This window comes from Variovorax monticola, assembly GCF_051216855.1.
In the GTDB taxonomy this organism is placed as follows: Bacteria; Pseudomonadota; Gammaproteobacteria; order Burkholderiales; family Burkholderiaceae_C; genus Variovorax.
Genome location: NZ_JBPJZP010000006.1, coordinates 288171 through 310051, shown reverse-complemented (window position 1 = coordinate 310051; position 21881 = coordinate 288171). Strand labels below are relative to the sequence as shown.

The following is a 21881-nucleotide window of genomic DNA, read 5'->3' as shown; positions in this document are numbered from 1 at the left end:
GCAACATCCATGCCCCTTGCGCAGGGGGGCCGACCCGGGGTCGGCCGCGCATCAAAGTCGGCCGAGTGCCTTGTCCACGCCCTTGTTGGCCAGCATGTCGGCGCGCTCGTTGCCCGGGTCGCCCGAGTGGCCCTTGACCCAGCGCCACTCGATCTGGTGGCCGCCCTCGGCCACCAGCTTGTCCAGCCGCTGCCACAGCTCGACGTTCTTCACGGGCTGCTTGCTCGCGGTCATCCAGCCCTTGGCCTTCCAGCCGCGAATCCACTCGGTAATGCCCTTGCGCACGTATTGGCTGTCGAGGTACAGCAGCACCTTGCAGGGCCGCTTGAGCGCGGCCAGGCCTTCGATGACGGCAGTCAGCTCCATGCGGTTGTTGGTGGTGTCCAGTTCACCGCCGAACAGGTCTTTCTCGGTGGCGCCGGACTTGAGCCATGCGCCCCAGCCGCCGGGGCCGGGGTTGCCCTTGCAGGCACCGTCTGTGTAGATCACGACTTCGTTCAAACTGACTTTCCTTGTGTATTCGTTGTCGGCATTTTCTTTTCAATTGCCGGGCTCGCCGGCCTCGTTGCGGTGCACCTTGCCCGCAATGGGCACGGGCGCCGTGGTCCGGGCGGCGGCGCGGCGCCAGTCGGCGCTGAGCAGGCGCATGCCGCGCACGCGCTTCACCGCGACCAGGAAGTAGGCCGCGCCGAAGATCGGCCACCAGCGCTCGCCGGCCGCGTCCATCCAGCGCGCGCGCTCCAGCCAGGCCTCGCTGCGCACGGCCGGCCGGTAGATGCCGAAGCGGCCCGACTCGACCTCGAAGCTCAGCAGCCGCAGCCAGTCGCGCATGCGCCAGTAGCCGATGAACTCCCCGCCCTCGGGCAGGTAGAGATCGCCCACGCCCAGCTTGCGGTAGAGGTGCGCCCGGCGCTGCCGCATGCCCCACAGGCTGGCCGGGTTGAGCCCGCAGATCACCACGCGGCCTTCGGGCACCAGCACCCGCTCCACCTCGCGCAGGGTGGCGTGGGGGTCAGGGCTGAGCTCCAGCGCGTGGGGCAGCACCACCAGGTCGAGGCTGTTGGCCGCGAACGGCAGTGCCGCGAAGTCGGCCAGAAGCGTCCCTCGGGCGCCGCGCGCCGGGTCGTCCAGCGCCAGCCAGCGGTGCGGCATGCGGTTGGTGCGCAGGGCGTCGACCTCGGCCGCGCCCAGCTGCAGCGCGTGATAGCCGAACACGTCGGCCACCGCCTGGTCGAACTGGGCCTGCTCCCAAGCCAGAAGGTAGCGCCCCGGGGGGGTCGCGAACCAATCGTGCAAACCTATAATTTGACCGCTCATGACCCTCGTTCCGCTGCCCGCCTTCGCCGACAACTACATCTGGATGCTGCACGACGGGTCCCACGCCATCGTGGTGGATCCGGGCGATGCCCAACCGGTGTTCGACGCGCTGGCGCGCCACAAGCTGCAGCTCGCCGCGATTCTAGTCACGCACCACCACGCCGATCACACGGGCGGCGTGGCCGCATTGCACGCGGCCACCGGCGCGCCGGTGTGGGGCCCCGCGACCGAGCGCATTCCCGAGCCTTTCACGCCGATGGCGCAGGGCGACGTGGCCGAGGTGCTCGGTCTGCGCTTCCAGGTCATCGACGTGCCGGGCCACACCGCCGGGCACATCGCCTACTTTCTTCCGGCGGCGCCTTCCCAGGCGCCGTTGCTCTTCTGCGGCGACACGCTGTTCTCCGGCGGCTGCGGCCGACTGTTCGAGGGCACGCCCGCGCAGATGCTGCATTCGCTCGACGCGCTGGCAGCGCTGCCCGCCGACACCCGTGTCTGCTGCGCCCACGAGTACACACTTTCTAACCTGCGTTTCGCCCTCGCCGTGGAACCGGGCAACACCGAACTGAGTCACTACTACGCGCACTGCGAAAGCCTGCGCGCGCAGGGGCAGCCTACGCTGCCCTCGCAACTGGCCGCCGAACGCCAGATCAACCCTTTTCTTCGCAGCCGCGAAGCCACTGTCCTTCGAGCGGTGCGTGCCCACGCCGAGCTGGCTGCCGACGCAGCCGAAGCCGACGTGTTCGCCGCACTGCGCCAATGGAAAAACGACTTCCGATGAAATTTTTCGCTGCCACCTGCCTTGCAGGTTCACTGGTGCTCGCGGGCTGCGCGGGCACGAACAACGGCTCCGCACCCTCTTCTTCGTCCCAGGCCGGCGGCACCGGCGCCTCGGCCCCGGTCTATCCCGGCAATGCCCTCTCCCCCCTTGCCAACGGCAGGGCGCAGTCGCAAAGCGTCGTCAACCTCGCCCCGCCCGTGGACATGTGGGACCGCATTCGCCGTGGCTTCAAGATGCCCAACCTCGAAAGCGACCTGGTTCGCGACCGCGAGCAGTGGTACGCCAGCCGGCCCGACTACATCCAGCGCATGACCGCACGCTCGGACAAGTACATCTTTCACATCGTCGAGGAACTCGAGCGCCGCAACATGCCGACCGAGCTCGCGCTGCTGCCCTACATCGAGAGCGCCTTCAACCCGCAGGCCGTGTCGAGTGCGCGCGCGGCGGGCATGTGGCAGTTCATGCCGGCCACCGGCAACGACTTCGACCTGAAGCAGAACATCTTTCGCGACGACCGCCGCGACGTGCTGGCCTCCACCCGCGCCGCGCTCGACTACCTGCAAAAGCTCTACGGCATGTTCGGCGACTGGCAGCTGGCCCTGGCCGCCTACAACTGGGGCGAAGGCAGCGTGAGCCGCGCCATCGCCAAGAACCAGCGGCTCGGCTTGCCCACCACCTACAGCGACCTGACGATGCCGGCCGAAACCCGCCTGTACGTGCCCAAGCTGCAGGCCGTGAAGAACATCGTGGCGAACCCGCAGGCCTTCAACACCGAGCTGCCGGTGATCGCCAACCACCCGTACTTCCAGAGCGTCACGCTCACGCGCGACCTCGACGTGGAGCTGGCCGCCAAGCTGGCCGACGTGCGGCTGGACGACTTTCGCGCGCTGAACCCCGCCGCGCACAAGCCGGTGCTCATTGCCTCGGGCACGCCGCAGATCCTGCTGCCCTGGGACAACGCGGCCGTGTTCCAGCGCAACTTCGACGCCTACTCGCAGGGCCAGTACGCCAGCTGGACCGCCTGGGTCGTGCCCACCACCATGACGGTGGCCGACGCGGCCCAGCGCTCGGGCATGAGCGAAACCGATCTGCGCGCCATGAACAACGTGCCCCCGCGCATGCTCATCAAGGCCGGCTCGACGCTGATCGTGCCGCGCAGCGCGCGTGTGAAGGAAGACGTGGCGGCGGTCGTGGCCGACGGAGGCCACCTGAGCTTCCAGCCCGAAATCGTCACCCGTCGCACCACCGTGAAGGCCGGGCGCGCCGACAACGTGGCCAGCATTGCGCGGCGCTACAACCTCAAGCCTGCCAACGTGGCCGAGTGGAACGACGTGCAGCAGAACCACGCGTTCAAGCGGGGCTACAGCGTGGTGGTGTACCTGCCGATTCGCGCGAGCGTCGCGGCCCGCGTCGGCACCGGCATCCGGCCTGTCGTCCACACGGCCACGGCCACTCCCGCGACCTCGCGGCGCGGCGCGGCACCCTCGAAGGCAGCGGCGCCGCGCGGCTCCAACGTGGTGAAGGTGCCGGCCAGCAGCAAGCAGCAGGTCGTGCGCGAGAAGCGCGGCGGCACGCCGGCGAAAAAGCAGCGCTGAGCCTCGCGTCTCGCTGCCTTTTCCGCCGTCGCCGCTTCAGTGGGTCGTGGCGGCCCACGCCCTGCGGCGCACCACCGCTTCGAGCGCGGCCACGGCAATCAGGATGACCGTGGTCAGCGTGCCCACCGCCATCACCGTCAGGTGCGAGCCGAACACGGCGAGCACGGCCAGCAGGCCCAGCCCGTACAGGTGCGACTGCGGCAGAAAGCCGCGCACCACGCGCTTGAACAGCGCATTGCCGAACAGGTAGAGCGCCGGCCCGCCGATCAGCGCACCCAGGTACTTCAGCTCGGCATGGTGCGCGCCCTCGCCGATCGTCAGTTCATCGGCGACGGCGCACACGATGATGCCGGCCACCAGGATCACGTGCGTGTAGTGGAACTTGGCGCCGATGCCGCCCGGGTCCGGCGAATGCTCGATGACGTGGGTCGCCTCCCTGGCGCTGGTGTCGAAGTACATCCACCACATCGCCAGGCTGCCTGCAAAGCCCACAAGCAGCGCGAACAGGTCGGCGGCATGCCATTCGGCGTGGTGCCCGAAGGCGATGCCGGTGGCCAGCACCGACTCGCCCAACGCCACGATCACGAACAGCTGGCAGCGCTCGGCCAGGTGGCCGCCGTCGATGGTCCAGTCGCTCGTGGACGAACGCCCCAGGCCCGGAAAGCGCAGCCCGATCATCGGCGCGATGTACTCGCACAGCACGCCGCCGAACCACAGCGCAAGGCGCAGCGGCCCGTCGGCCAGGCCGCCCGAGATCCAGAAGGCGCCCGCCACGCAGTTCCAGGCCAGCAGCCGGCGGAAGTTGGGCGTGAGCGGGTCGTCGCGGCCGATGGCGATCAGCATGCAGAAGGTGCGCCCCGCCTGGATGCCCACGAAGCACAGCGCGAACACCAGCCCGCGCTCGGCAAAGGCACCGGGCAGCGCCGAGGCCATCACCAGGGCCAGCAGCATGATCGCGAAAAGCACGCCGCGGATGCGCAGCGTGCCGGGGTTGAACCAGTTGGTGGTCCACGCCGTGTACTGCCAGCCCAGCCACACGGCGAACCACATCACCAGCGTCTGGAACGCACCCAGCAGCGTGAGGTGGTCCAGCAGATAGTGGGAAAGTTGCGTGACCGAGAACGCGTAGACCAGGTCGAAGAACAGCTCTTCGTTCGACACCCTGGCCGCCTGGTCGCGCGAGCGCAGGGTGGTGGCCCGCCTGTGGTCCTGATTCATTGCTCAACCCCGTGGATTCGTTGCAGCGCCCGCGGCGCCGCGCGGGATCATCGCACGCAAGACCGCGCCGCACGCACTACAGTTTTTCGGTTTCGCCCGACCGGGGTTGCCACTTCATGAGCCGCTTCTCGACCAGGCCCACGATGCCGTCGAGCACCAGCGCAAAGGCGGTGAGCACCACGATGCCGGCGAACACGGTGTTGACGTCGAAGGTGCCCTCGGCCTGGAGAATCAGGTAGCCCACGCCGCGCGCCGAGCCCAGGTACTCGCCCACCACCGCACCCACGAAGGCCAGCCCGACCGACGTGTGCAGGCTGGAAAACACCCAGCTCGTCGCGCTCGGCAGGTACACGGTGCGCAGCAGCTGGCGCTGGTTGGCGCCCAGCATCTTCGCGTTGGCCAGCACCACCGGACTCACCTCGCGCACGCCCTGGTAGACGTTGAAGAACACGATGAAGAACACCAGCGTGACGGCCAGCGCCACCTTGCTCCAGATGCCCAGGCCGAACCACAGCGCGAAGATGGGCGCAAGAATCACGCGCGGCATCGAGTTGGCGGCCTTGATGTAGGGGTCGAGGATCAGGCTCGCCGTGGGCGCGAGCGCCAGCCACAGCCCGCAGGCCAGCCCCAGCACGGTGCCGATGCCGAAGGCCAGCACCGTCTCCAGCAGCGTGGTGCCCAGGTGCAGGTAGATGTCGGCGTTGCCCTTGAGCCCTTCGGGAAAGAACACGTTGGCCGGCACCGCGAACGGCAAAAACCAGCTCCAGATGCGCCCCGCCACCTGGATGGGCTCGCCAACGAAAAAGGCAAACTGCTGGTTGCGCGAGGCCACGTGCCACGCCACCAGAATGACCACCAGCAGCGCCAGCTGCCAGAAGCGCGCGTTGCGTTCGTTGAGTCCGAGGCGGGCCATCAGGCGGCCTTTCTCAGTTGCTGCGCATAGCCCTTGAGCACCTCGTCGCGCAGCACTTCCCAGATCTGCGTGTGCAGCTCGACGAAGCGCGGCTGCGTGCGCACCTCGGCCACGTTGCGCGGGCGTGCGAGGTCGATCGCGAATTCGCCGATGGGGTGCGTGGCCGGCCCGGCCGACAGAACCACCACGCGGTCGCTCATGGCAATGGCCTCGTCGAGGTCGTGCGTGATGAAGAGCACCGCTTTCTTCTTGGCGCTCCAGAGTTCGAGCACCTCGTTCTCCATCAGCTGGCGCGTCTGGATGTCGAGCGCGCTGAAGGGCTCGTCCATCAGGATGATGTCGGGGTCGAGCACCAGCGTCTGCGCCAGTGCCACGCGCTTGCGCATGCCGCCGGAGAGCTGGTGCGGGTAGCGGTCGCCGAAGCCCGAGAGGCCTACGCGCGAAAGCCACGCCTCGGCCTGCCGGCGCGCCTCGGCATCGGGCACGCCACGGTACTGCAGCCCCACCATCACGTTGTCGACGGCGCTGCGCCAGGGCATCAGCGCCTCGGTCTGGAACATGTAGCCCGCGCGCGCGTTGACACCCGCGAGCGTCTTGCCGAAGACCTTCACGGTGCCCGACGAAGGCGCGAGCAGGCCCGCGCCCACGTTCAGCAGCGTCGACTTGCCGCAGCCCGTGGGCCCGACCACCGACACGAACTCCCCCGCCCTGATGCGCAGCGTGGTGTCGGCCACCGCCGTGTAGCGCTGGCCGGGGTCGTCCTTCGAGTGGAAGGTGCAGCAGATGTCGAGGAGTTCGAGTGCGTGGTCTTGCATCGTCGGGCGGGGAAGAAAAAACCCGGCCAAGGCCGGGTCGCGGGGACGTTCGTCGTCAGGCTTTGAACCTGTCTTTCGCGCGCCTAGCAAAATCGTTGGTGTAGGTTTTCGCAAGGTCGATCTTGTCGGCCTTCACGGAAGTGTCGAAGCTCGCGATGGCGGTGAGCGCCGTCTTGGGGCCGTCGGTGGGCACGAGGCCGTCGGTGGCGATCGATTCGCGCACCTTGTCGAAGGACGCGAGGTACAGCGCGCGGTCGCCGAGCAGATAGGTCTCGGGCACCGTCTTGATGATGTCGCCCGGCCCCGCCGTCTGCAGCCACTTCAGCCCGTGCACGATGGCATTGGCCAGCGCCTGGCAGGTGTTGGGGTTCTTCTGGATGAAATCGGCCGACGCGTACAGGCAGGCCGCCGGCATCGTGCCGCCGAACACCTGCTGCGTGCCCTTGAGGGTGCGCGTGTCGCTGATGATCTTCACGTCGCCCTTCTGCTCGAGCATGGTCATCACCGGGTCGGTGTTGCTGATGGCGTCGATCTGGCCCGAGCGCAGCGCGGTGAGGGCACCGGCTGCCACGCCCACGCCGATGAAGCTCACGTCGCTGGCCTTCAGGCCGCCGCGCGACAGCACCAGGTTGGCCACCATGTTGGTCGACGAGCCCGGCGCCGAGACGCCGATCTTCTTGCCCTTCAGGTCTTGAATGCCGGTGTAGCCCGCCATGTTTTTGGTCGACACGCCCACCGCGATCTGCGGTGCGCGGCCCTGCAGCACGAAGGCCTGGAAGAACTGGTTCTTGGCCTGCAGGTTGATCGTGTGTTCGTACGCGCCCGAACAGACATCGGCCGAACCGCCGACCACCGCCTGCAGCGCGCGCGCGCCGCCGGCGAAGTCGGAGATTTCGACCTCGAGCCCTTCGGCCTTGAAGTAGCCCAGCTGCTCCGAAATGGTGAGCGGCAGGTAGTAGAACGCCGCCTTGCCGCCCACGGCGATGGAGATCTTCGTCTTCTCCAGCTTCGCCTGCTGCGCAAAGACACGCGGCAACGCGATGGTTGCGGCGGCAATGGCGGAGGCTGAAATGAGGGTGCGGCGATGAAGCATGAAACGGTGCCTGTTACGGGGCTTGCGGACTCTGTGATTCGTGTGAACTGAATCGAGCTTAGGGGCCGCACCACGCCACTGCATCGGGGTCATCCCGTGCGGGTTTTCACGTAAGCACGAAGGCCTCCAGGAGGCCCGTGGCAAACCGCTCTTCTGCGCTTGTCTTGCGCGCCCACCGCGCTCAGCGCGCGAGGAAAAGAATCGCTATGTTCACCAGGAACGCCAGCGCCCAGACCGCGCTGCGAGCGCCGCCGATGCCCTTGATGTAGAGCCCCAGGTAGATCACGCGCAGCACCACGTAGGCCACGGCGAGCATGTCCAGGCGCGACTGCGCGGCGCCGAGCTGGTGCGCGATGATCACCGCGCCGACGAAGAACGGCAGGCCTTCGAAGCTGTTCGCCTGCGCACTGTTGGCGCGTGCGCGCCAGCCGCTCTGCTTCGCGGCCCAGTCGCGCGGGTGCTGGTTGTCGCGCGGCCCGAAGCTGCCTGCCTTGGCAAGCCACGCCGAAAAATACGGCAGCACGCAGGCGATCAACACGCACCAGTAGGCGACGGTGAGCAATGAGAAGGTCATGTGAAGGGGCCTGTGTTACCTGCGGTCGACCAGGGCGTGGGCGATGGTGCCGAGGTCCACGTATTCGAGTTCGCTGCCGGCCGGCACGCCGCGCGCGAGGCGCGTCACGGTCAGGTCGTGCTGCTTGAGCGCTTCGCCGATCACATGCGCTGTGGCTTCGCCCTCGGCCGTGAAGTTCGTGGCCAGGATGACTTCGCTGACCGTGCCGTCGCGGGCGCGGTCGAAGAGCTTCTGCAGGCCGATGTCGTTGGGCCCGATGCCGTCGAGCGGGCTGAGCTTGCCCATGAGCACGAAGTAGTAGCCGCGAAACGCACCGGTGCGCTCCAGCGCGGCCTGGTCGGCAGGCGTCTCGACCACGCAGAGCTTGGTACCGTCGCGCCGCGAATCCATGCAGACATTGCAGATCGGCGCTTCGGTGAAGGTGTTGCACAGCTCGCAGTGCCGCACATGGCCCGCAGCCTGTTGCAGCGCGCGCGCAAGCAACTGCGCGCCGTCGCGGTCGTGCTGCAGCAGATGGAATGCCATGCGCGAGGCCGACTTGACGCCGACACCCGGCAGGCGGCGCAGCGCATCGACCAGCGCGTCGAGCGAGCTTGCGTCTGCCATGTACCGCTTAGAACGGCAGCTTCATGCCGGGCGGGAGGCCGGGCATGCCGGCCGTAAGCTTGCCCATTTTCTGTTCGCTCGTTTCCTCGGCCTTGCGCACGGCGGCGTTGAAGGCCGCGGCCACGAGGTCTTCGAGCATGTCCTTGTCGTCCGCCAGCAGGCTGGGGTCGATGGTGATGCGCTTCACGTCGTGCTTGCAGGTCATGACGACCTTCACCAGACCGGCGCCCGATTCGCCCTCGACCTCGATGTGCGCCAGTTCTTCCTGGGCCTTCTTGAGGTTGTCCTGCATTGCCTGCGCCTGCTTCATGAGGCCGGCGAGTTGTCCCTTGTTGAACATCGTGTGGTCCTAGTCGATTGAGATGGGTTGGAAAGTGGGGGAAGGATAAGAGAGACGGGCCGTCAGTCCGGTGCTATCAGACCGGCTTCAGCGTGCCGGGAACGATCTTCGCATCGAAGTCGCGCATCAGCGCCTGCACCTCGGGGTCGCTCAGGATGGCGTCTTCGGCCACCCGCTGGCGCTCTTCGGAGGCCTGCTTGTTACGGCGCGCGGGGCTGTCGACCACGCCGCCGATCTCGATGGCCAGCTTGACATCGTGGCCGATGGCTGCGAGCGCAGTGGTCAGCTTCTCGCGGCTGGAAGGCTGGCTGAGCGTTTCCCGCTCGATGCGCAGCAGCCACTGGTCGGTGTCGCGACCAATCAGTTGCGACTGCAGCGCCAGTTCGCGCGCCAGTGCCGTGATGGCCTCGGACGCGACCAGCTGGGTGACCGTGGCGTGCCAGAAATCGCCGTCCTCGCTGGGGGGAATGGGCGTGAAGGTGCCGCGTTGCCCTTCGGCGTTCGGCACGTCGCGCGCACCCGCCGGGGGCTGCACGCGAATCGGTACGCCGTAGACGTTGGCAGGTGCGTCCGTGTGCGCCGCACGGGGGTCGGCATGCCGGGGTTCGTCGACCACCGAGAGGCGTTGGCCTGCGGGGGCTGGCGCGATGGGGGCGACGGGGGCGGGAGGGACGGAGGCCGGCGGCTCTGCGGGAGGACTAACGGCGGCGGAAGCGTGTGCGGGTGGCGGGGCAAGGGGAACGGCGGGCGTGGTTGCCGATGCAACGGGCGCGGCGCGTGCCGGAGCCTGCGGCACGACCGCCGCAGCTTCATTCAGAGTTTTTTTTTCCGTGGAGGCTGTCGAAGCAGCCGCGTGGGACGGTTTGAAGGCCAGCAGCCGCAACAGCACCATGGTCAACGCGGCGTACTCGTCGGGCGCCAGGCCCAGCTCGCCGCGGCCGTGCAGGCAGAGGCTGTAGAGCAGTTGCGTTTCGTCGGCGGGCATCAGCGCGGCGAGGCGCGCGGTGTCTGCCGCGTCGGGGTCGGTCGCCGAGTCGGCCGATTCCGCCCGCGAGGGCACGGCCTGCAGCACCGCCATGGCCTGCAGCACGGCCGTCATTTCTTCCAGCGTGGAGGCGGCGGACATGCCGTCGACGCGCAGCGCCTCCGAGGTTTCGACCACCGTCTTGCCATCGCCTTGCGCCAGCGCCTCGATCAGGCGGAACACATAGCCGCGATCGACGCTGCCGAGCATCTGGCGCACGCCGGTTTCGAGCAGCTCGCCGTTGCCGAAGGCGATGGCCTGGTCGGTGAGCGACAGCGCATCGCGCATCGAACCACGCGCCGCGCGGGCCAGCAGGCGCAGCGCCTGCTGCTCGGCCGGCACCTGCTCGGTCTGCAGCACGCTCGTCAGATGTTCCAGCACCGTCTCGGGCGCCATCGGCCGCAGATTGAACTGCAGGCAGCGCGACAGCACCGTGACGGGTACCTTCTGCGGATCGGTGGTGGCCAGCACGAACTTGAGGTACTCGGGCGGCTCCTCGAGGGTCTTCAGCATCGCGTTGAACGCGGTGTTGGTGAGCATGTGCACTTCGTCGATCATGAAGACCTTGAAGCGGCCCTGCACCGGCTTGTAGACGGCTTGCTCGAGCAGCGACTGCACCTCGTCCACGCCACGGTTGGACGCCGCGTCGAGCTCGGTGTAGTCCACGAAGCGGCCCGAATCGATGTCGCGGCAGGCCTGGCAGACACCGCACGGCGTGGCCGTGATGCCGCCCTGCCCGTCCGGCCCCTGGCAGTTGAGCGACTTCGCCAGGATGCGCGAGACCGTGGTCTTGCCCACGCCGCGCGTGCCGGTGAACAGATAGGCGTGATGCAAGCGTTGCGTGGTCAGTGCGTTCTCGAGTGCCTGCACCACGTGCCCCTGGCCGACCATCTCGGCGAAGGTTTTGGGGCGGAACTTGCGGGCGAGCACGAGATAGGACATTGCGGGCATTCTAAAAGGCCCAAGGCGCCGATCCGGGCCGCCGGCCAAGAAACGCCATGCGACACCCCGGCGCTGAAAAGGGTTGTCGGCGCGGCATGAAGTGCGCGAAAAACTGAGGGTTAGAATGCAAGTTGACGGGCCTCCCTGCATGGTGAAGTGGCCAACCGGGTCAGGTGGGGAACCAAGCAGCCCTAACTGCGTAGTCAGTGCCAGGGGTAAGGCTCGTCAACCTCTTCAGCAGCCTCGTTTCAGTCCGTGCGAATTGAAACGAGGCTTGCAAATTCACTCAGCCAGGCAGCAGAAACACCCAGCGCTTCAGGGCCTTCACAGGCCCAGCCGCTGGATCGCGCCGCGCGCAGCCGCCGCGCCGCTGGCCATCGACGCGGTGAGCAGGTAGCCGCCAGTCGCCGCTTCCCAGTCCAGCATCTCGCCCGCCGCAAACACACCCGGCAGCGCATTGGCCATCAACTGCGCATCGAGCGCGTCGAAGCGCACGCCGCCGGCCGTGCTGATGGCCTCGTCCACCGGCCTTGTGGCGACCAGCTTCAGCGGCACCGCCTTGATCGTGGCCGCCAGTTGCGCTGCGTCCTGCATCGCTTCGCGGCTCAGCGTTTCGTGCAGCACGCCGGCCTTGATGCCCTCCAGGCCCAGCCGGCTCTTGAGGTGGCTGCTCAACGAACGCGCACCGCGTGGATGCGTCACCGCCGCCAGCACCTGCTCTGCAGTGCGGTCGGGCAGCAAGTCCAGCAACAGCGTCGCGCTGCCCTTGGCTGCAATCTCATCGCGCAGCAACGCCGAGGCCGCATAGACCAGGCTGCCTTCGACGCCCGTGGCGGTCGCCACGAACTCGCCCTTGCGCGCGAAGTGCCGGCCCTGGCTGTCGGTAAAGGCAATCGCCACCGACTTGAAGGGCTGGCCGGCGAAGCGGCTGGAGAAATGCTCGCTCCAGCCCGCGCCGTCGAAGCCGGAATTGGCGGCCAGCAGCGGCGCCACATCCACGCCCTGTGCCTGCAGCCACGGCGCCCAGGCGCCGTCGGAACCCAGTCGCGCCCAGCTCGCGCCACCCAGCGCCAACACCACCGCATCGGCCTTCGCCGTGACATCGCCACCGGGTGTCGCGAACCGCAACGCGGCCAGGTCCATCGCCCCGTCGCCCTGCCAGCGATGCCGCATGTGAAATTGCACGCCCGCCGCGCGCAGCCGCTGCAGCCAGGCGCGCAGCAGCGGCGCCGCCTTCATGTCGGCCGGGAACACGCGCCCCGAGGTCCCGACGAAGGTCTCGACACCCAGCCCCGCCGCCCATTCGCGCACCTGCTGCGGACCGAACTGCGCAAGCATCGGCTCGAGCTGCGCGCGCCGCTCGCCGAAGCGGCTCATGAACACGGCCAAAGGCTCGGAGTGCGTAAGGTTGAGTCCGCCGCGCCCGGCCAGCAGGAACTTGCGGCCCACCGAGGGCATGGCGTCGTACACATGCACCTGCGCACCGGAGGCGCTCAGCACTTCGGCCGCCATCAGGCCGGCAGGTCCGCCGCCGATCACGGCAACGGTAGAGGAAACAGTCATTCGAGATTTACCAGTTCGCCCTGCCCGGTCAGGAACGCGACGCGCACCGTGGCACCGGGGTAGGCATGTTGCACTGCGGCGCGGTAGCGCTGCATCTGTGCGATCAGCGCGGCGTCCCGTTCGGGGCGCGCCGCGGATTTGTAGTCGAGGATCCACCAGGCGCCGCCGTCGCGCTCGCGCACCAGACGGTCGATGCGCAAGGTCTCGCCTTCATGCACCAGCGTGACTTCATTGCCATGCCAGTCGACCCTGCGATCGTCCCACACCCAGGCGCCCTCACCCGCGCGGATGCGCTGGGCCAGTGCCGCCGCGCCGCGCGCCTGCTGCGCGTCGAGCATGAATTCGCGCGCCGCCGCACGCACATGCGCCGCCGGCAGCGCCTCGCCCGGCACGGCCCATTCGAGCAGCCGGTGCATGGCCTGGCCGAAGGCGGCGGCGCGCGCGTCGACGGTCGCGTCGGCGGCCTTCTTCGCGGTCGGCGGCTCGGCGAATACTGGCACCGCAGGCATCTGCTTCATGCCGAAGGTGACCGCGCCCGTTGCCGCAGGCAACGCCACCAGCGGCTCGTCGGCTTCGGTGGGCTCGCACAACGGCGCCAGCCGCGACCACCAACTGCTTTCGTTGGCCCGCGCGGGACGCACCGACGACAGCACCAGCCGCTCTCGCGCCCGCGTGGTCGCCACGTAAAGGCCGTTGAGCTCTTCGCGATGCCGCGCGCGCTGTTCTTCCTCGAGCAGCGACACCGCGCAGGCGGGCGGTGCCTTTTCGCTGGCGAGGAACACGAAGCGCGTGGGCGCGCTGTCGCTGCCCTTCCATTCGACCAGCACGCCCATGGTCTGGGCACGCGGTGGCGCGGCGTCGCAGTCGAGCATCAGCACCGTGTCGGCCTCGAGGCCCTTGGCGCCGTGCACGGTCAGCAGTTGCACCGCATCGGGCGCGGCCACGGTCGGTGCGCGCACCCCGCCGGCGCGCAGCGCACGCACCAGCGCGTAGGGCGTGACGAAGCGCGCGCCATCGATGTCGAGCGACGCCGTCAGCACGCCGCGCAGGTTGGCCAATACGCCCTGGCGCATGGTGGCAGGCACGGCGGCGCCGAATTTCGCGAGCAGGTCGCCGTCGTGAAAGATCGCGTCCAGCGCGTCGTGCGGCGGCTGCGTCATCAGCCAGCGCTGCCACTTCTTGAGCTTCACACCCGCCTCGGCCAATACCGTCGGCAGGCTTTCGTCCTTCTGCACCAGCGCGAACCAGCTGACCATGCCGCGCTCGCGCTGGCGCAACGCCAGCTGCACCAGCACCTCGTCGCCGATGCCGAACACGGGCGACTTGAGCGCGCGCGCCAGCGACAGGTCGTGCGCGGGCGACACCAGCGCGTCGATGAGCGCGACCACGTCCTGCACCTCGGGCGCGTCGTGCAGCTCGTTCTTCTCGGGCTGCTGCACGGGGATGTGGCGCTGGCGCAAGGCGTCCTGCATGGCGGACAGGCGGCTGCGACGGCGTGCCAGGACCATGATCTGCCGCGGCGGCGTGCCGTCGGCGATACGCTGCGCCACCCATCGGGCGGCCTGCTCGCATTCCTTCTGAAGCAGTTGCTCCTCGGGCAGCACGCGCGGCGTGACCAGGCTGTCGCGCCAGTGCAGCATGCCGTCGTCCGCCGGTGCCGCTTGGGCCGATTCACCGAGCGCATCGCGGTCGATGGCCGGCAGCTTGAGCAGCTCGCCCTCGTCGCCGCGTTCGGTGGTGTGGGCGCGATAGCCGTCGAACTCGCCGGCCTCCTGCGCGGCCAGCATCGCCGCATTGACCAGGCCGACCACCTTGCGCGCGTTGCGGTGGGTGTGGTCGCAGTTCAGCAGTTCGCCGCCCAGCCCTTCGCGCACGAACTTCTTGGCCGCGATGAACACCTGCGGCTCGGCCCGGCGAAAGCGGTAGATGCTCTGCTTCGGGTCGCCCACGATGAACACCCGTGGCGCGCTGCTGCCCGCGCCCACGTAGGCGCTGAGCCAGCCGTAGAGCGCCTGCCACTGCAGCGGGTTGGTGTCCTGGAACTCGTCGATCAGCAGGTGCGCGATGCGCGCGTCGAGCCGCTCCTGCACCCAGCCCGACAGCGCCGACTGCCCGAGCAGCAACTGCGCGGCCTGCTCGACGTCGTTCATGTCGACCCAGCCGTGGGCACGCTTGACGTCGGCAAAGGCAGCAATCAGCAGGCGCGTGAGACGCGTCATGCGCTGCTGGTAGAGCCAGGCCGCGTGCTGCGCCTGCGCGCCGCACAGCACCTGCAGCTCGGCCTCGGCCTCCTGGGCCGCAGGGAATTTCTGCAGGTTCTTGTTGAGCCGGTCTTCGGTCGCGACGAAGAAGCTTTTGCGCAGGTGCGCGAGCGCGGACGACAGCGATGCAGCCGCAGGCTCGCCGGTGCCGAACACGTCGATGATGGCTTCAGCGGCCTTCTGTGGCGTCTTGTTGGATTCGCGACCCAGCGCGGCGGCGCGGTCGAGCCAGCGACGTCGCACAGGCTCTCCGCGCAACGCATCGGTCGGCACCTCCAGGCCTTCGAGCGACGGATAGAACGCACTGAAATGCTGCACGGCGTTTTCCGCGTCGGCCAACGAAAACTCGACGCGCTTGGACAGCGCCTCGCCCAGCGCCTTGGCCGTCTGCGAACGGCCGTGCGTGGCGACGACGGCGTAGTAGTCGGCCAGAGCGTCCTTGTCGGCGGTCACGGCCTCGAAGAAGGGGCGCCACGTGTGGCCGCGCGCCTCGGCATCGTCTTCGAGCAGCTCGTAGTTGGAAGGCAGCCCCAGTTCGCGCAGCACCGCGAGCGGCGCATTGCGCAGCAGGCCCGCGAACCAGGCGTGGAAGGTGCGGAACTGCACCGGCCGGCCGCCTTCGAGCAGGCGCCGATAGAGGCCCTTCAGGCGCGGTACGGCGGCCAGTGCGGCTGCAGGCTCGACGCCACGGATCACGAGTTCGCGCACCAGTTCTTCCGGCGGGCGCTCCGCGAAGTCTTCGAGCCACAGGTCGAGCCGCTCGCGCATTTCACCGGCGGCCTTTTTCGTGAAGGTGATCGCCAGGATTTCGTGCGGCTCGCAGGCGGATTCACCCTCTTCGAGCAGCGCGCGCAGGATGCGCGACACCAGCATCCAGGTCTTGCCCGCGCCGGCGCAGGCCTCCACCGCAACGGAGCGGCGCGGGTCGCAGGCGACGGTGTAGAAAGCCTCGCGCGCGACGTGGCGGCCGTTGTGTTCGTATGCCGCGCCGTTCATTTCGCATCGCCTCCGGCCGCCGCGCCGCCCCGAGGCGCAGGCGCTTCTCGCTCGGGGGACGGCAAAGCACACGCAGTGGCAAGCCGGGGGGCTGCATCGCCCCAGAAGTCCTTGCGGCACAAGCCGCGCGCCACGCAGTAGTCGCACACGGCGCCCTCCCCCAGAGGCGGCAACGCGGCGCCCTGCGCGATGCGGGTGAAGTCTTCGATGATGCCGGCCACCAGGGCGTCGCGCGCCTCGACCACAGCGGGCTGCTCGACGGTCTGCGTGCCGGACGATTTCTCGCCCACGTTCACGTAGGCCGCGCGCAAGGTGTCGTCGGCCACCAGCGCGGCATAGAACGCGAGCTGCGTGTCTTCGGTCGGGTCTTTCACACGCTCCTTGGTCACCGCAGAAGACTCGGTCTTGTAGTCGATCACGAAGGCCTGGCCGTCGGGCATGCGGTCGATGCGGTCCAGACGCCCCACCAGCCGAAGGGTGCCCAGCGACTGCTCCTTCCAGGGCTCGGACTCGACGAAGACCGCGCCGCCCGCCTCGTGGCCCGTGAGCCAGTTGAGATAGCCGTCGCGCACGGCGGGCCAGGCTGCGGCAAAAGGCAGGAACTCGGCGTCGGACAGCGCCATTTCGCGGGTGGCGCGCTGCGCGACGCTTTCGATGAACGCCAGGCGCTCCTGCGCATCCTGCGTCGGCGTTTCGATCAGCGCGTCATGGAAATGACCGAGCACGGCGTGCAGCCAGTTGCCGAAGTCGCGCTTGTCCACCTCGGCGTCGAGCTCGTCGGCGCTGCGCAGGCCCAGCTGGCGCAGCGCGAAGAAACGGTAGGGGCAGCGGCGCAGGTCCTCGTACACGCTGGTCGAGATGTTCTCCAGCGGCAGCATCGCGCCAGAGGGCGTCGGGTACGCGGTCGGCTGCACCGCAACCTCGCGCGGCAGGCGCGGATCGGCGGAAGGCTGCAGGGCATGGTCGAGCCGCAAGGCCTGCACCAGCGGGCTGGGACTCACCGGCTCGCCGGTGGCGTCGGACTGGCGCCAGAGCAGCTCGCAGCACGGGTTGCGCAAGGCCGCGGCCCACGCCGCGCGCTGTGCCGCTTCGAGCACTTCACGCAACGGCAGGCCGAGTTCGAGGCGTTGTGCCGCGCTCCAGTTGCCGGGCGGCTCGGGCGATGCGGGCAGGCGCCGGTCGTCGCAGCCGGGAATGACCACGGCGCCGAACGCGCGGCCCAGCAGTTGGTACAGCGGGAGCACGACGACTCGCGAGGCCTGGTCGCCGGCGGGCGGCACGAAGCTGGCGTCTTCCAGCACGTCACGGACCCAGGCGGTGAACTCGGCGAGCGTGTGGCGCCCGCCCGGGAACTCGTCGTCGTCGCCGTGCGCGCCGGCATCGAGCCACAGCGCGCCGATGACCTTGCCGCCGGCGAAATCGTCGACCAGCAGTTGCCAGTGGTCGCCCGCCTCGAGCAGTTCGCGCAATGCCCGCAACCATTCGGCCAAGGCGCGCGAGCGTGCCATCGGCATGCGACGCGCCTCGACGGCCTCGGTGAAGGGCAGCAGCGCCACGTCCTGCGCCTTCTCGCTGCGCGCCACCAGCGCGCACCAGGCGGACCAGTCGCGCAGGCCCTCGCGGCGCAGGCGGGCTTCGAGCGACTGCACGGCCGGGGCGTCACCGTCGGCGCCGCCCTTGAGCCACTCGAGCACCTGGTCGCTGCCGGCGTCGTGGGCGCAGGCGCGCAGCGCGCTCATCAGCGTGGCGGCGGCGCGAGTGGTCGACAGCTTCCAGCCGGTCTCGTCGTGCGTGATCACGCCTTGCGCGGCGAGCTGGGCGTTGATGCGGCGGGTGAGCGCCCGGTCGGTCGCAATCAAGGCGACGGGGGCGCGCTCTTCGGCCAGGTGGCGCAGCACGCAGGCGGCGGCAAGCTGGGCTTCGTCTTCGGGGTCCAGCGCCACGTGGGAAGCAGCCGGCTCCCCAGGCGTGCCCGGTGGCACGAGCGAGAAACGCAGGGCGTCGTCACCCCACAGAGCGCACAGCGACTGGGTGAGCGGGTCGGTCTGGAAGCCTTCGAGAACGATCAGCGCATCGACCTGCGCGCGCGTGGATTCGCGCATCAGCACGTCGGTCGCGTAGCCCGACGTCGAGACCCACGCGACGGCGATGCGGATCAGCGCGCTTTCCGTGCGGAACCACTCCGACTCGCTGCCCGCCTCGGCCACGCTGGCGGCACGCTGCGCCCAGTCGCCGGCACGTGCCTCGGGCGTTTCGGCTGCGGCCAGAGGCGCCAGTTGGTAGGCCAGCTCGACCACGCGCCCGGCCAGGGCGAAGCGCTCGGCGGTGAAGCCGGACTGCGAGAGCAGAGCCTGGGCCGTGACGAGGTCGCGCGCCATGTCGTGCGCGATGTCGTAGCCGGTGGCAACGAAGCCGCCCGCGCTGCGCGCCCAGTTGTGCGTTGTCTCGAAGCGAGGCACGAAGCCGGCGCTGCCGCAACGCGCCCACATGCCGCGCGCCACGCCCATCAGCTGCGCATAGGGCACCAGCACCACAGTGCGGGCGGCATGCAGCCGGCGGTCGGCGAGCGCCCGGACGATGCGCGCGACGACGCCGTCGGCGGGATCGCACCACAGGGCCTGTACAGGGTGGCCTTCGTTCATGTTCTATCGAGGGGGTTGGAGAGCGCGTGGACGTGACGGACAAGGGCTTTGGCTATCGCTGCCATAGCATGCCTGCACGGCACGCCACCCCTTGGTTTCTGTCACAATGACCAGCACTTTAGCTGCACCGAAACTCTCTGCGCACCAAGGACACATCACATGGCCAGCGAACTCATCAAACACATCTCCGATTCCTCTTTCGAGGCCGACGTGCTCAAGTCCAGCCAGCCCGTGCTGGTCGACTACTGGGCCGAATGGTGCGGCCCCTGCAAGATGATCGCCCCGATCCTCGACGAAGTGTCGGCCACCTACGAAGGCAAGCTGCAGATCGCCAAGCTGAACGTGGACGAGAACCGCGACATCCCCGCCAAGTTCGGCATTCGCGGCATCCCCACGCTGATGCTGTTCAAGGACGGCCAGCTGGCCGCCACCAAGGTCGGCGCCATGAGCAAGGCGCAACTCACGGCCTTCATCGACCAGCAGCTCGCCTGAGCGAAATCAACCGGCCAGCGCGCAATGCGTTGGCCGGCGCGCTTTTCCTGTCATAATCTCCCACAGATCACCGGTCCTTCCAGGCAACCGGTTCGAGTTCCCCGGTTAGTGAAGCAGTTCTCGCTTCACATTCAACCTCCCCCCGTTTTCCGTTCGATTACCCCGCGAGGGGTCATTCCATGCACTTAAACGAACTCAAGGCACTCCACGTGTCTGAAGTCCTCAAGCAAGCTGAAGCGCTTGAGATCGAAAACGTCGGCCGCATGCGCAAGCAGGAGCTGATGTTCGCGATCATCAAGAAGCGGGCCAAGGCGGGCGAGCAGGTCTTCGCCGACGGTGTGCTCGAAATCCTGCCCGACGGCTTCGGCTTCCTGCGCAGCCCGGACACCAGCTTCACGGCCAGCACGGACGACATCTACATCTCGCCCAGCCAGGTGCGCCGTTTCAACCTGCACACCGGCGACATGATCGAAGGTGAAGTGCGCACGCCCAAGGACGGCGAGCGCTACTTCGCGCTGACCAAGCTCGACAAGGTCAACGACGGTCCGCCCGAGCAGAACAAGCACAAGGTGATGTTCGAAAACCTGACGCCGCTGTTCCCCAAGGAACAGATGAAGCTGGAACGCGACGGTGTCAAGAGCGAAGAGAACATCACGGGCCGCATCATCGACATCATCGCCCCCATCGGCAAAGGCCAGCGCGCCCTGCTCGTGGCGCCGCCCAAGAGCGGCAAGACGGTGATGATGCAGCACATCGCCCACGCGATCAGCGCCAACTACCCCGACGTGCACATGATGGTGCTGCTCGTGGACGAGCGCCCTGAAGAAGTGACCGAAATGCAGCGCACCGTGAAGGGCGAAGTCATTGCTTCGACCTTCGACGAGCCCGCAGCGCGCCATGTGCACGTCGCCGAAATGGTGATCGAGCGCGCCAAGCGCCTGGTCGAACTCAAGAAGGACGTGGTGATCCTGCTGGACTCGATCACCCGCCTGGCGCGCGCCTACAACAACGTCGTGCCCTCCTCGGGCAAGGTGCTTACCGGCGGTGTCGATTCGAACGCACTGCAGCGCCCCAAGCGCTTCCTGGGCGCCGCACGCAACGTGGAAGAAGGCGGCTCGCTGACCATCATCGGCACCGCGCTGATCGACACCGGCAGCCGCATGGACGAAGTGATCTTTGAAGAGTTCAAGGGCACCGGCAACTCCGAAATCCACCTGGACCGCCGCCTGTACGAAAAGCGCGTGTTCCCCTCGATCCAGCTCAACCGCAGCGGCACGCGCCGCGAAGAGTTGCTGCTGGCGCCCGAGATCCTGCAGAAGACCCGCATCCTTCGCCAGCTCATGTACAACATGGACGAGATCGAGTCGATGGAGCTGATGCTCAAGAACATGAAGGCGACCAAGACCAATGTCGAGTTCTTCGACATGATGCGTCGCGGCGGCTGAGCACCACGCTCTGTCGCAAAAGCGCGTTGGCCCTTACGGGTCAACGCGCTTTTTTCATGGGCGCGCGGTGTCGATCGCGCGGCCCTCATGGGCGCTCTGGCGGCCGATGTCCAGCAGCTCCATCAATGCGACCGCCTGCTCCGGCGGCACGGGGTTCGGTCCCTGGCCCAGGATCGCGTCGCGCACCGCGGCGTAGTAGTCGACATAGTTGCCCGAGCGCGTGGGCACGGCACGCGTGCTGGTCGTCCCGTCGCAGCCGATCAGCGTGAGTTCGCCGTCGAGCGGATCGGCGCCCCACCCTTCGGACGGTGGCCGCTGGCCGGCACGCAGCGCATCTTCCTGGGTGTCGACGCCGTGCTTGACGTAGCTCCCGCGCGTGCCGTGAAGGATGTAGCGCGGCGCGGCGTGCGCCGCCAGCGTCGTCGAATGCAGCACCACGCGCAAAGGCGCATGCGGGCCGCTGTCGTAGCGCAGCACCGCATGAAAGTAGTCTTCGACCACTGCGCCATCGCGCAGGACGGCCTTGTCGAGCTGGAGCGTGTCGGGGCGGCCGAACAACTGCACGGCCTGGTCGACCAGGTGGGCGCCCAGGTCGACCCAGAGGCCCGAACCCGGCACGGCCTGCTCGCGCCAGCGCACCTTCACCTCGGGCCGGAAACGGTCGAAATGCGACGCCAGGTACACAGGGCGGCCCAACTCGCCGCTGGCCAGAACGTCTTTCAGCGTCAGGAAATCGGCGTCGAAACGCCGGTTCTGGTAGACGCTCAGCACACGCTCGTGACGTTGCGCCAACGCCTCCAGCGCCCGGGCCTGCATCGCGTCGAGGGTGAAGGGCTTGTCCACCACCACGTGCTTGCCTGCCTCCAGCGCCGCCTTGGCGACCGGAAAGTGCTCGGCATTCGGTGTGGCCACTACCACTAGGTCGATGTCCGCCCGGGCCGCGAGCGCCGCCACGTCAGGCACCACGGCCACGCCCGGCCAATCGGAGTGCACCTTGTGCGGCTGCGAACTGGCCACGGCCGCCAGTTCGAGCCCCGGCACGGCGGAAAGTACCGGGGCATGGAAGGTCTGGCCGGCAAAACCGTAGCCGACGAGGCCGGCACGCAGGGGTCTGAAAGTCATGGAGGCGTCCCGGTTTGCTCGAAAATGGGGCAGTATGCGATAATCATGGGCTCCGCGAAAAGTGCGGCTGGGCAGCTTGGTCCGGCCTCCCCGGCTTGTCTGGGGCAGCGCGCCAGACGACTGGCATGCTGGTGGCTCTCGCATC

General features: G+C 68.2%; 18 protein-coding genes and 1 other RNA gene. 5 read left to right on the top strand and 14 right to left on the bottom strand.

Features of this window, described 5'->3' with window-relative positions; translation table 11 throughout:
• Positions 1-51: 51 nt before the first annotated feature.
• Both rnhA and ACSFA5_RS22490 read right to left on the bottom strand, forming a co-directional pair.
• The gene (rnhA, locus tag ACSFA5_RS22495; RefSeq protein ID WP_435446254.1) at positions 52-501 is read right to left on the bottom strand and encodes a ribonuclease HI; all 450 of its coding nucleotides are present in this window, start codon (positions 499-501) and stop codon (positions 52-54) included.
• 39 nt (positions 502-540) lie between these two features.
• Complete coding sequence (locus tag ACSFA5_RS22490) at positions 541-1317, bottom strand: class I SAM-dependent methyltransferase (RefSeq protein ID WP_435446253.1); 777 nt, start codon at positions 1315-1317, stop codon at positions 541-543.
• Between ACSFA5_RS22490 and gloB the strand changes: the two genes are divergently transcribed.
• A complete protein-coding gene (gene gloB / locus ACSFA5_RS22485; RefSeq protein WP_435446252.1) occupies positions 1316-2095 on the top strand; it encodes a hydroxyacylglutathione hydrolase in 780 nt (259 codons plus the stop codon). The two genes, ACSFA5_RS22490 and gloB, sit on opposite strands and share 2 nt — an antisense overlap.
• Entirely contained in the window at positions 2092-3690 is a 1599-nt protein-coding gene (locus ACSFA5_RS22480; protein ID WP_435446251.1) for a transglycosylase SLT domain-containing protein, read from the top strand. The genes gloB and ACSFA5_RS22480 overlap by 4 nt, the downstream gene beginning before the upstream one ends.
• A 36-nt stretch (positions 3691-3726) precedes the next feature.
• On the opposite strand, the gene ACSFA5_RS22475 is transcribed toward ACSFA5_RS22480, so the two are convergent.
• From ACSFA5_RS22475 to dnaX, 8 genes are all read right to left on the bottom strand, one after another.
• Positions 3727-4908, bottom strand: a complete 1182-nt coding sequence (locus ACSFA5_RS22475; RefSeq protein ID WP_435446250.1) for a low temperature requirement protein A — start codon at positions 4906-4908, stop codon at positions 3727-3729.
• A 76-nt stretch (positions 4909-4984) separates the two neighbouring features.
• Positions 4985-5821, bottom strand: a complete 837-nt coding sequence (locus ACSFA5_RS22470; protein WP_435446249.1) for an ABC transporter permease — start codon at positions 5819-5821, stop codon at positions 4985-4987.
• Positions 5821-6636 (bottom strand): ABC transporter ATP-binding protein, encoded by an 816-nt coding sequence (locus tag ACSFA5_RS22465; protein WP_435446248.1) that lies wholly within the window; start codon positions 6634-6636, stop codon positions 5821-5823. The genes ACSFA5_RS22470 and ACSFA5_RS22465 overlap by 1 nt, the downstream gene beginning before the upstream one ends.
• 55 nt (positions 6637-6691) lie before the next feature.
• Complete coding sequence (locus tag ACSFA5_RS22460; RefSeq protein WP_435446247.1) at positions 6692-7729, bottom strand: ABC transporter substrate-binding protein; 1038 nt, start codon at positions 7727-7729, stop codon at positions 6692-6694.
• A gap of 181 nt (positions 7730-7910) precedes the next feature.
• A complete protein-coding gene (locus ACSFA5_RS22455) occupies positions 7911-8303 on the bottom strand; it encodes an MAPEG family protein (protein ID WP_435446246.1) in 393 nt (130 codons plus the stop codon).
• Between the two features lie 15 nt (positions 8304-8318).
• The gene (gene recR / locus ACSFA5_RS22450; RefSeq protein WP_435446245.1) at positions 8319-8909 is read right to left on the bottom strand and encodes a recombination mediator RecR; all 591 of its coding nucleotides are present in this window, start codon (positions 8907-8909) and stop codon (positions 8319-8321) included.
• Between the two features lie 7 nt (positions 8910-8916).
• Positions 8917-9249 (bottom strand): YbaB/EbfC family nucleoid-associated protein, encoded by a 333-nt coding sequence (locus ACSFA5_RS22445; protein ID WP_007836669.1) that lies wholly within the window; start codon positions 9247-9249, stop codon positions 8917-8919.
• Between the two features lie 76 nt (positions 9250-9325).
• A complete protein-coding gene (gene dnaX, locus ACSFA5_RS22440) occupies positions 9326-11215 on the bottom strand; it encodes a DNA polymerase III subunit gamma/tau (RefSeq protein ID WP_435446244.1) in 1890 nt (629 codons plus the stop codon).
• A 133-nt stretch (positions 11216-11348) separates the two neighbouring features.
• Here dnaX and ffs point away from each other — a divergent pair.
• Positions 11349-11445, top strand: an RNA gene (ffs, locus tag ACSFA5_RS22435) — signal recognition particle sRNA small type.
• A gap of 94 nt (positions 11446-11539) precedes the next feature.
• Here the strand turns inward: ffs and ACSFA5_RS22430 are convergent.
• The 3 genes from ACSFA5_RS22430 to ACSFA5_RS22420 are packed head-to-tail and all read right to left on the bottom strand — an operon-like array spanning position 11540 to position 18677.
• A complete protein-coding gene (locus ACSFA5_RS22430) occupies positions 11540-12778 on the bottom strand; it encodes a TIGR03862 family flavoprotein (protein WP_435446243.1) in 1239 nt (412 codons plus the stop codon).
• The gene (locus tag ACSFA5_RS22425) at positions 12775-16035 is read right to left on the bottom strand and encodes a UvrD-helicase domain-containing protein (RefSeq protein ID WP_435446242.1); all 3261 of its coding nucleotides are present in this window, start codon (positions 16033-16035) and stop codon (positions 12775-12777) included. Before ACSFA5_RS22425 ends, ACSFA5_RS22430 begins: the two co-directional genes overlap by 4 nt.
• The gene (locus ACSFA5_RS22420) at positions 16032-18677 is read right to left on the bottom strand and encodes a PD-(D/E)XK nuclease family protein (protein ID WP_435446241.1); all 2646 of its coding nucleotides are present in this window, start codon (positions 18675-18677) and stop codon (positions 16032-16034) included. The genes ACSFA5_RS22425 and ACSFA5_RS22420 overlap by 4 nt, the downstream gene beginning before the upstream one ends.
• Before the next feature lie 159 nt (positions 18678-18836).
• Here ACSFA5_RS22420 and trxA point away from each other — a divergent pair, with 159 nt between their 5' ends.
• Complete coding sequence (gene trxA / locus ACSFA5_RS22415) at positions 18837-19169, top strand: thioredoxin TrxA (protein WP_042578306.1); 333 nt, start codon at positions 18837-18839, stop codon at positions 19167-19169.
• Positions 19170-19348: 179 nt separating this feature from the next.
• A complete protein-coding gene (gene rho / locus ACSFA5_RS22410; RefSeq protein WP_435446240.1) occupies positions 19349-20614 on the top strand; it encodes a transcription termination factor Rho in 1266 nt (421 codons plus the stop codon).
• 54 nt (positions 20615-20668) lie between these two features.
• Here the strand turns inward: rho and ACSFA5_RS22405 are convergent, their stop codons facing one another.
• On the bottom strand, positions 20669-21736 hold the full coding sequence (locus ACSFA5_RS22405) for an oxidoreductase (RefSeq protein ID WP_435446239.1): 1068 nt from the start codon (positions 21734-21736) through the stop codon (positions 20669-20671).
• Between the last annotated feature and the right edge of the window lie 145 nt (positions 21737-21881).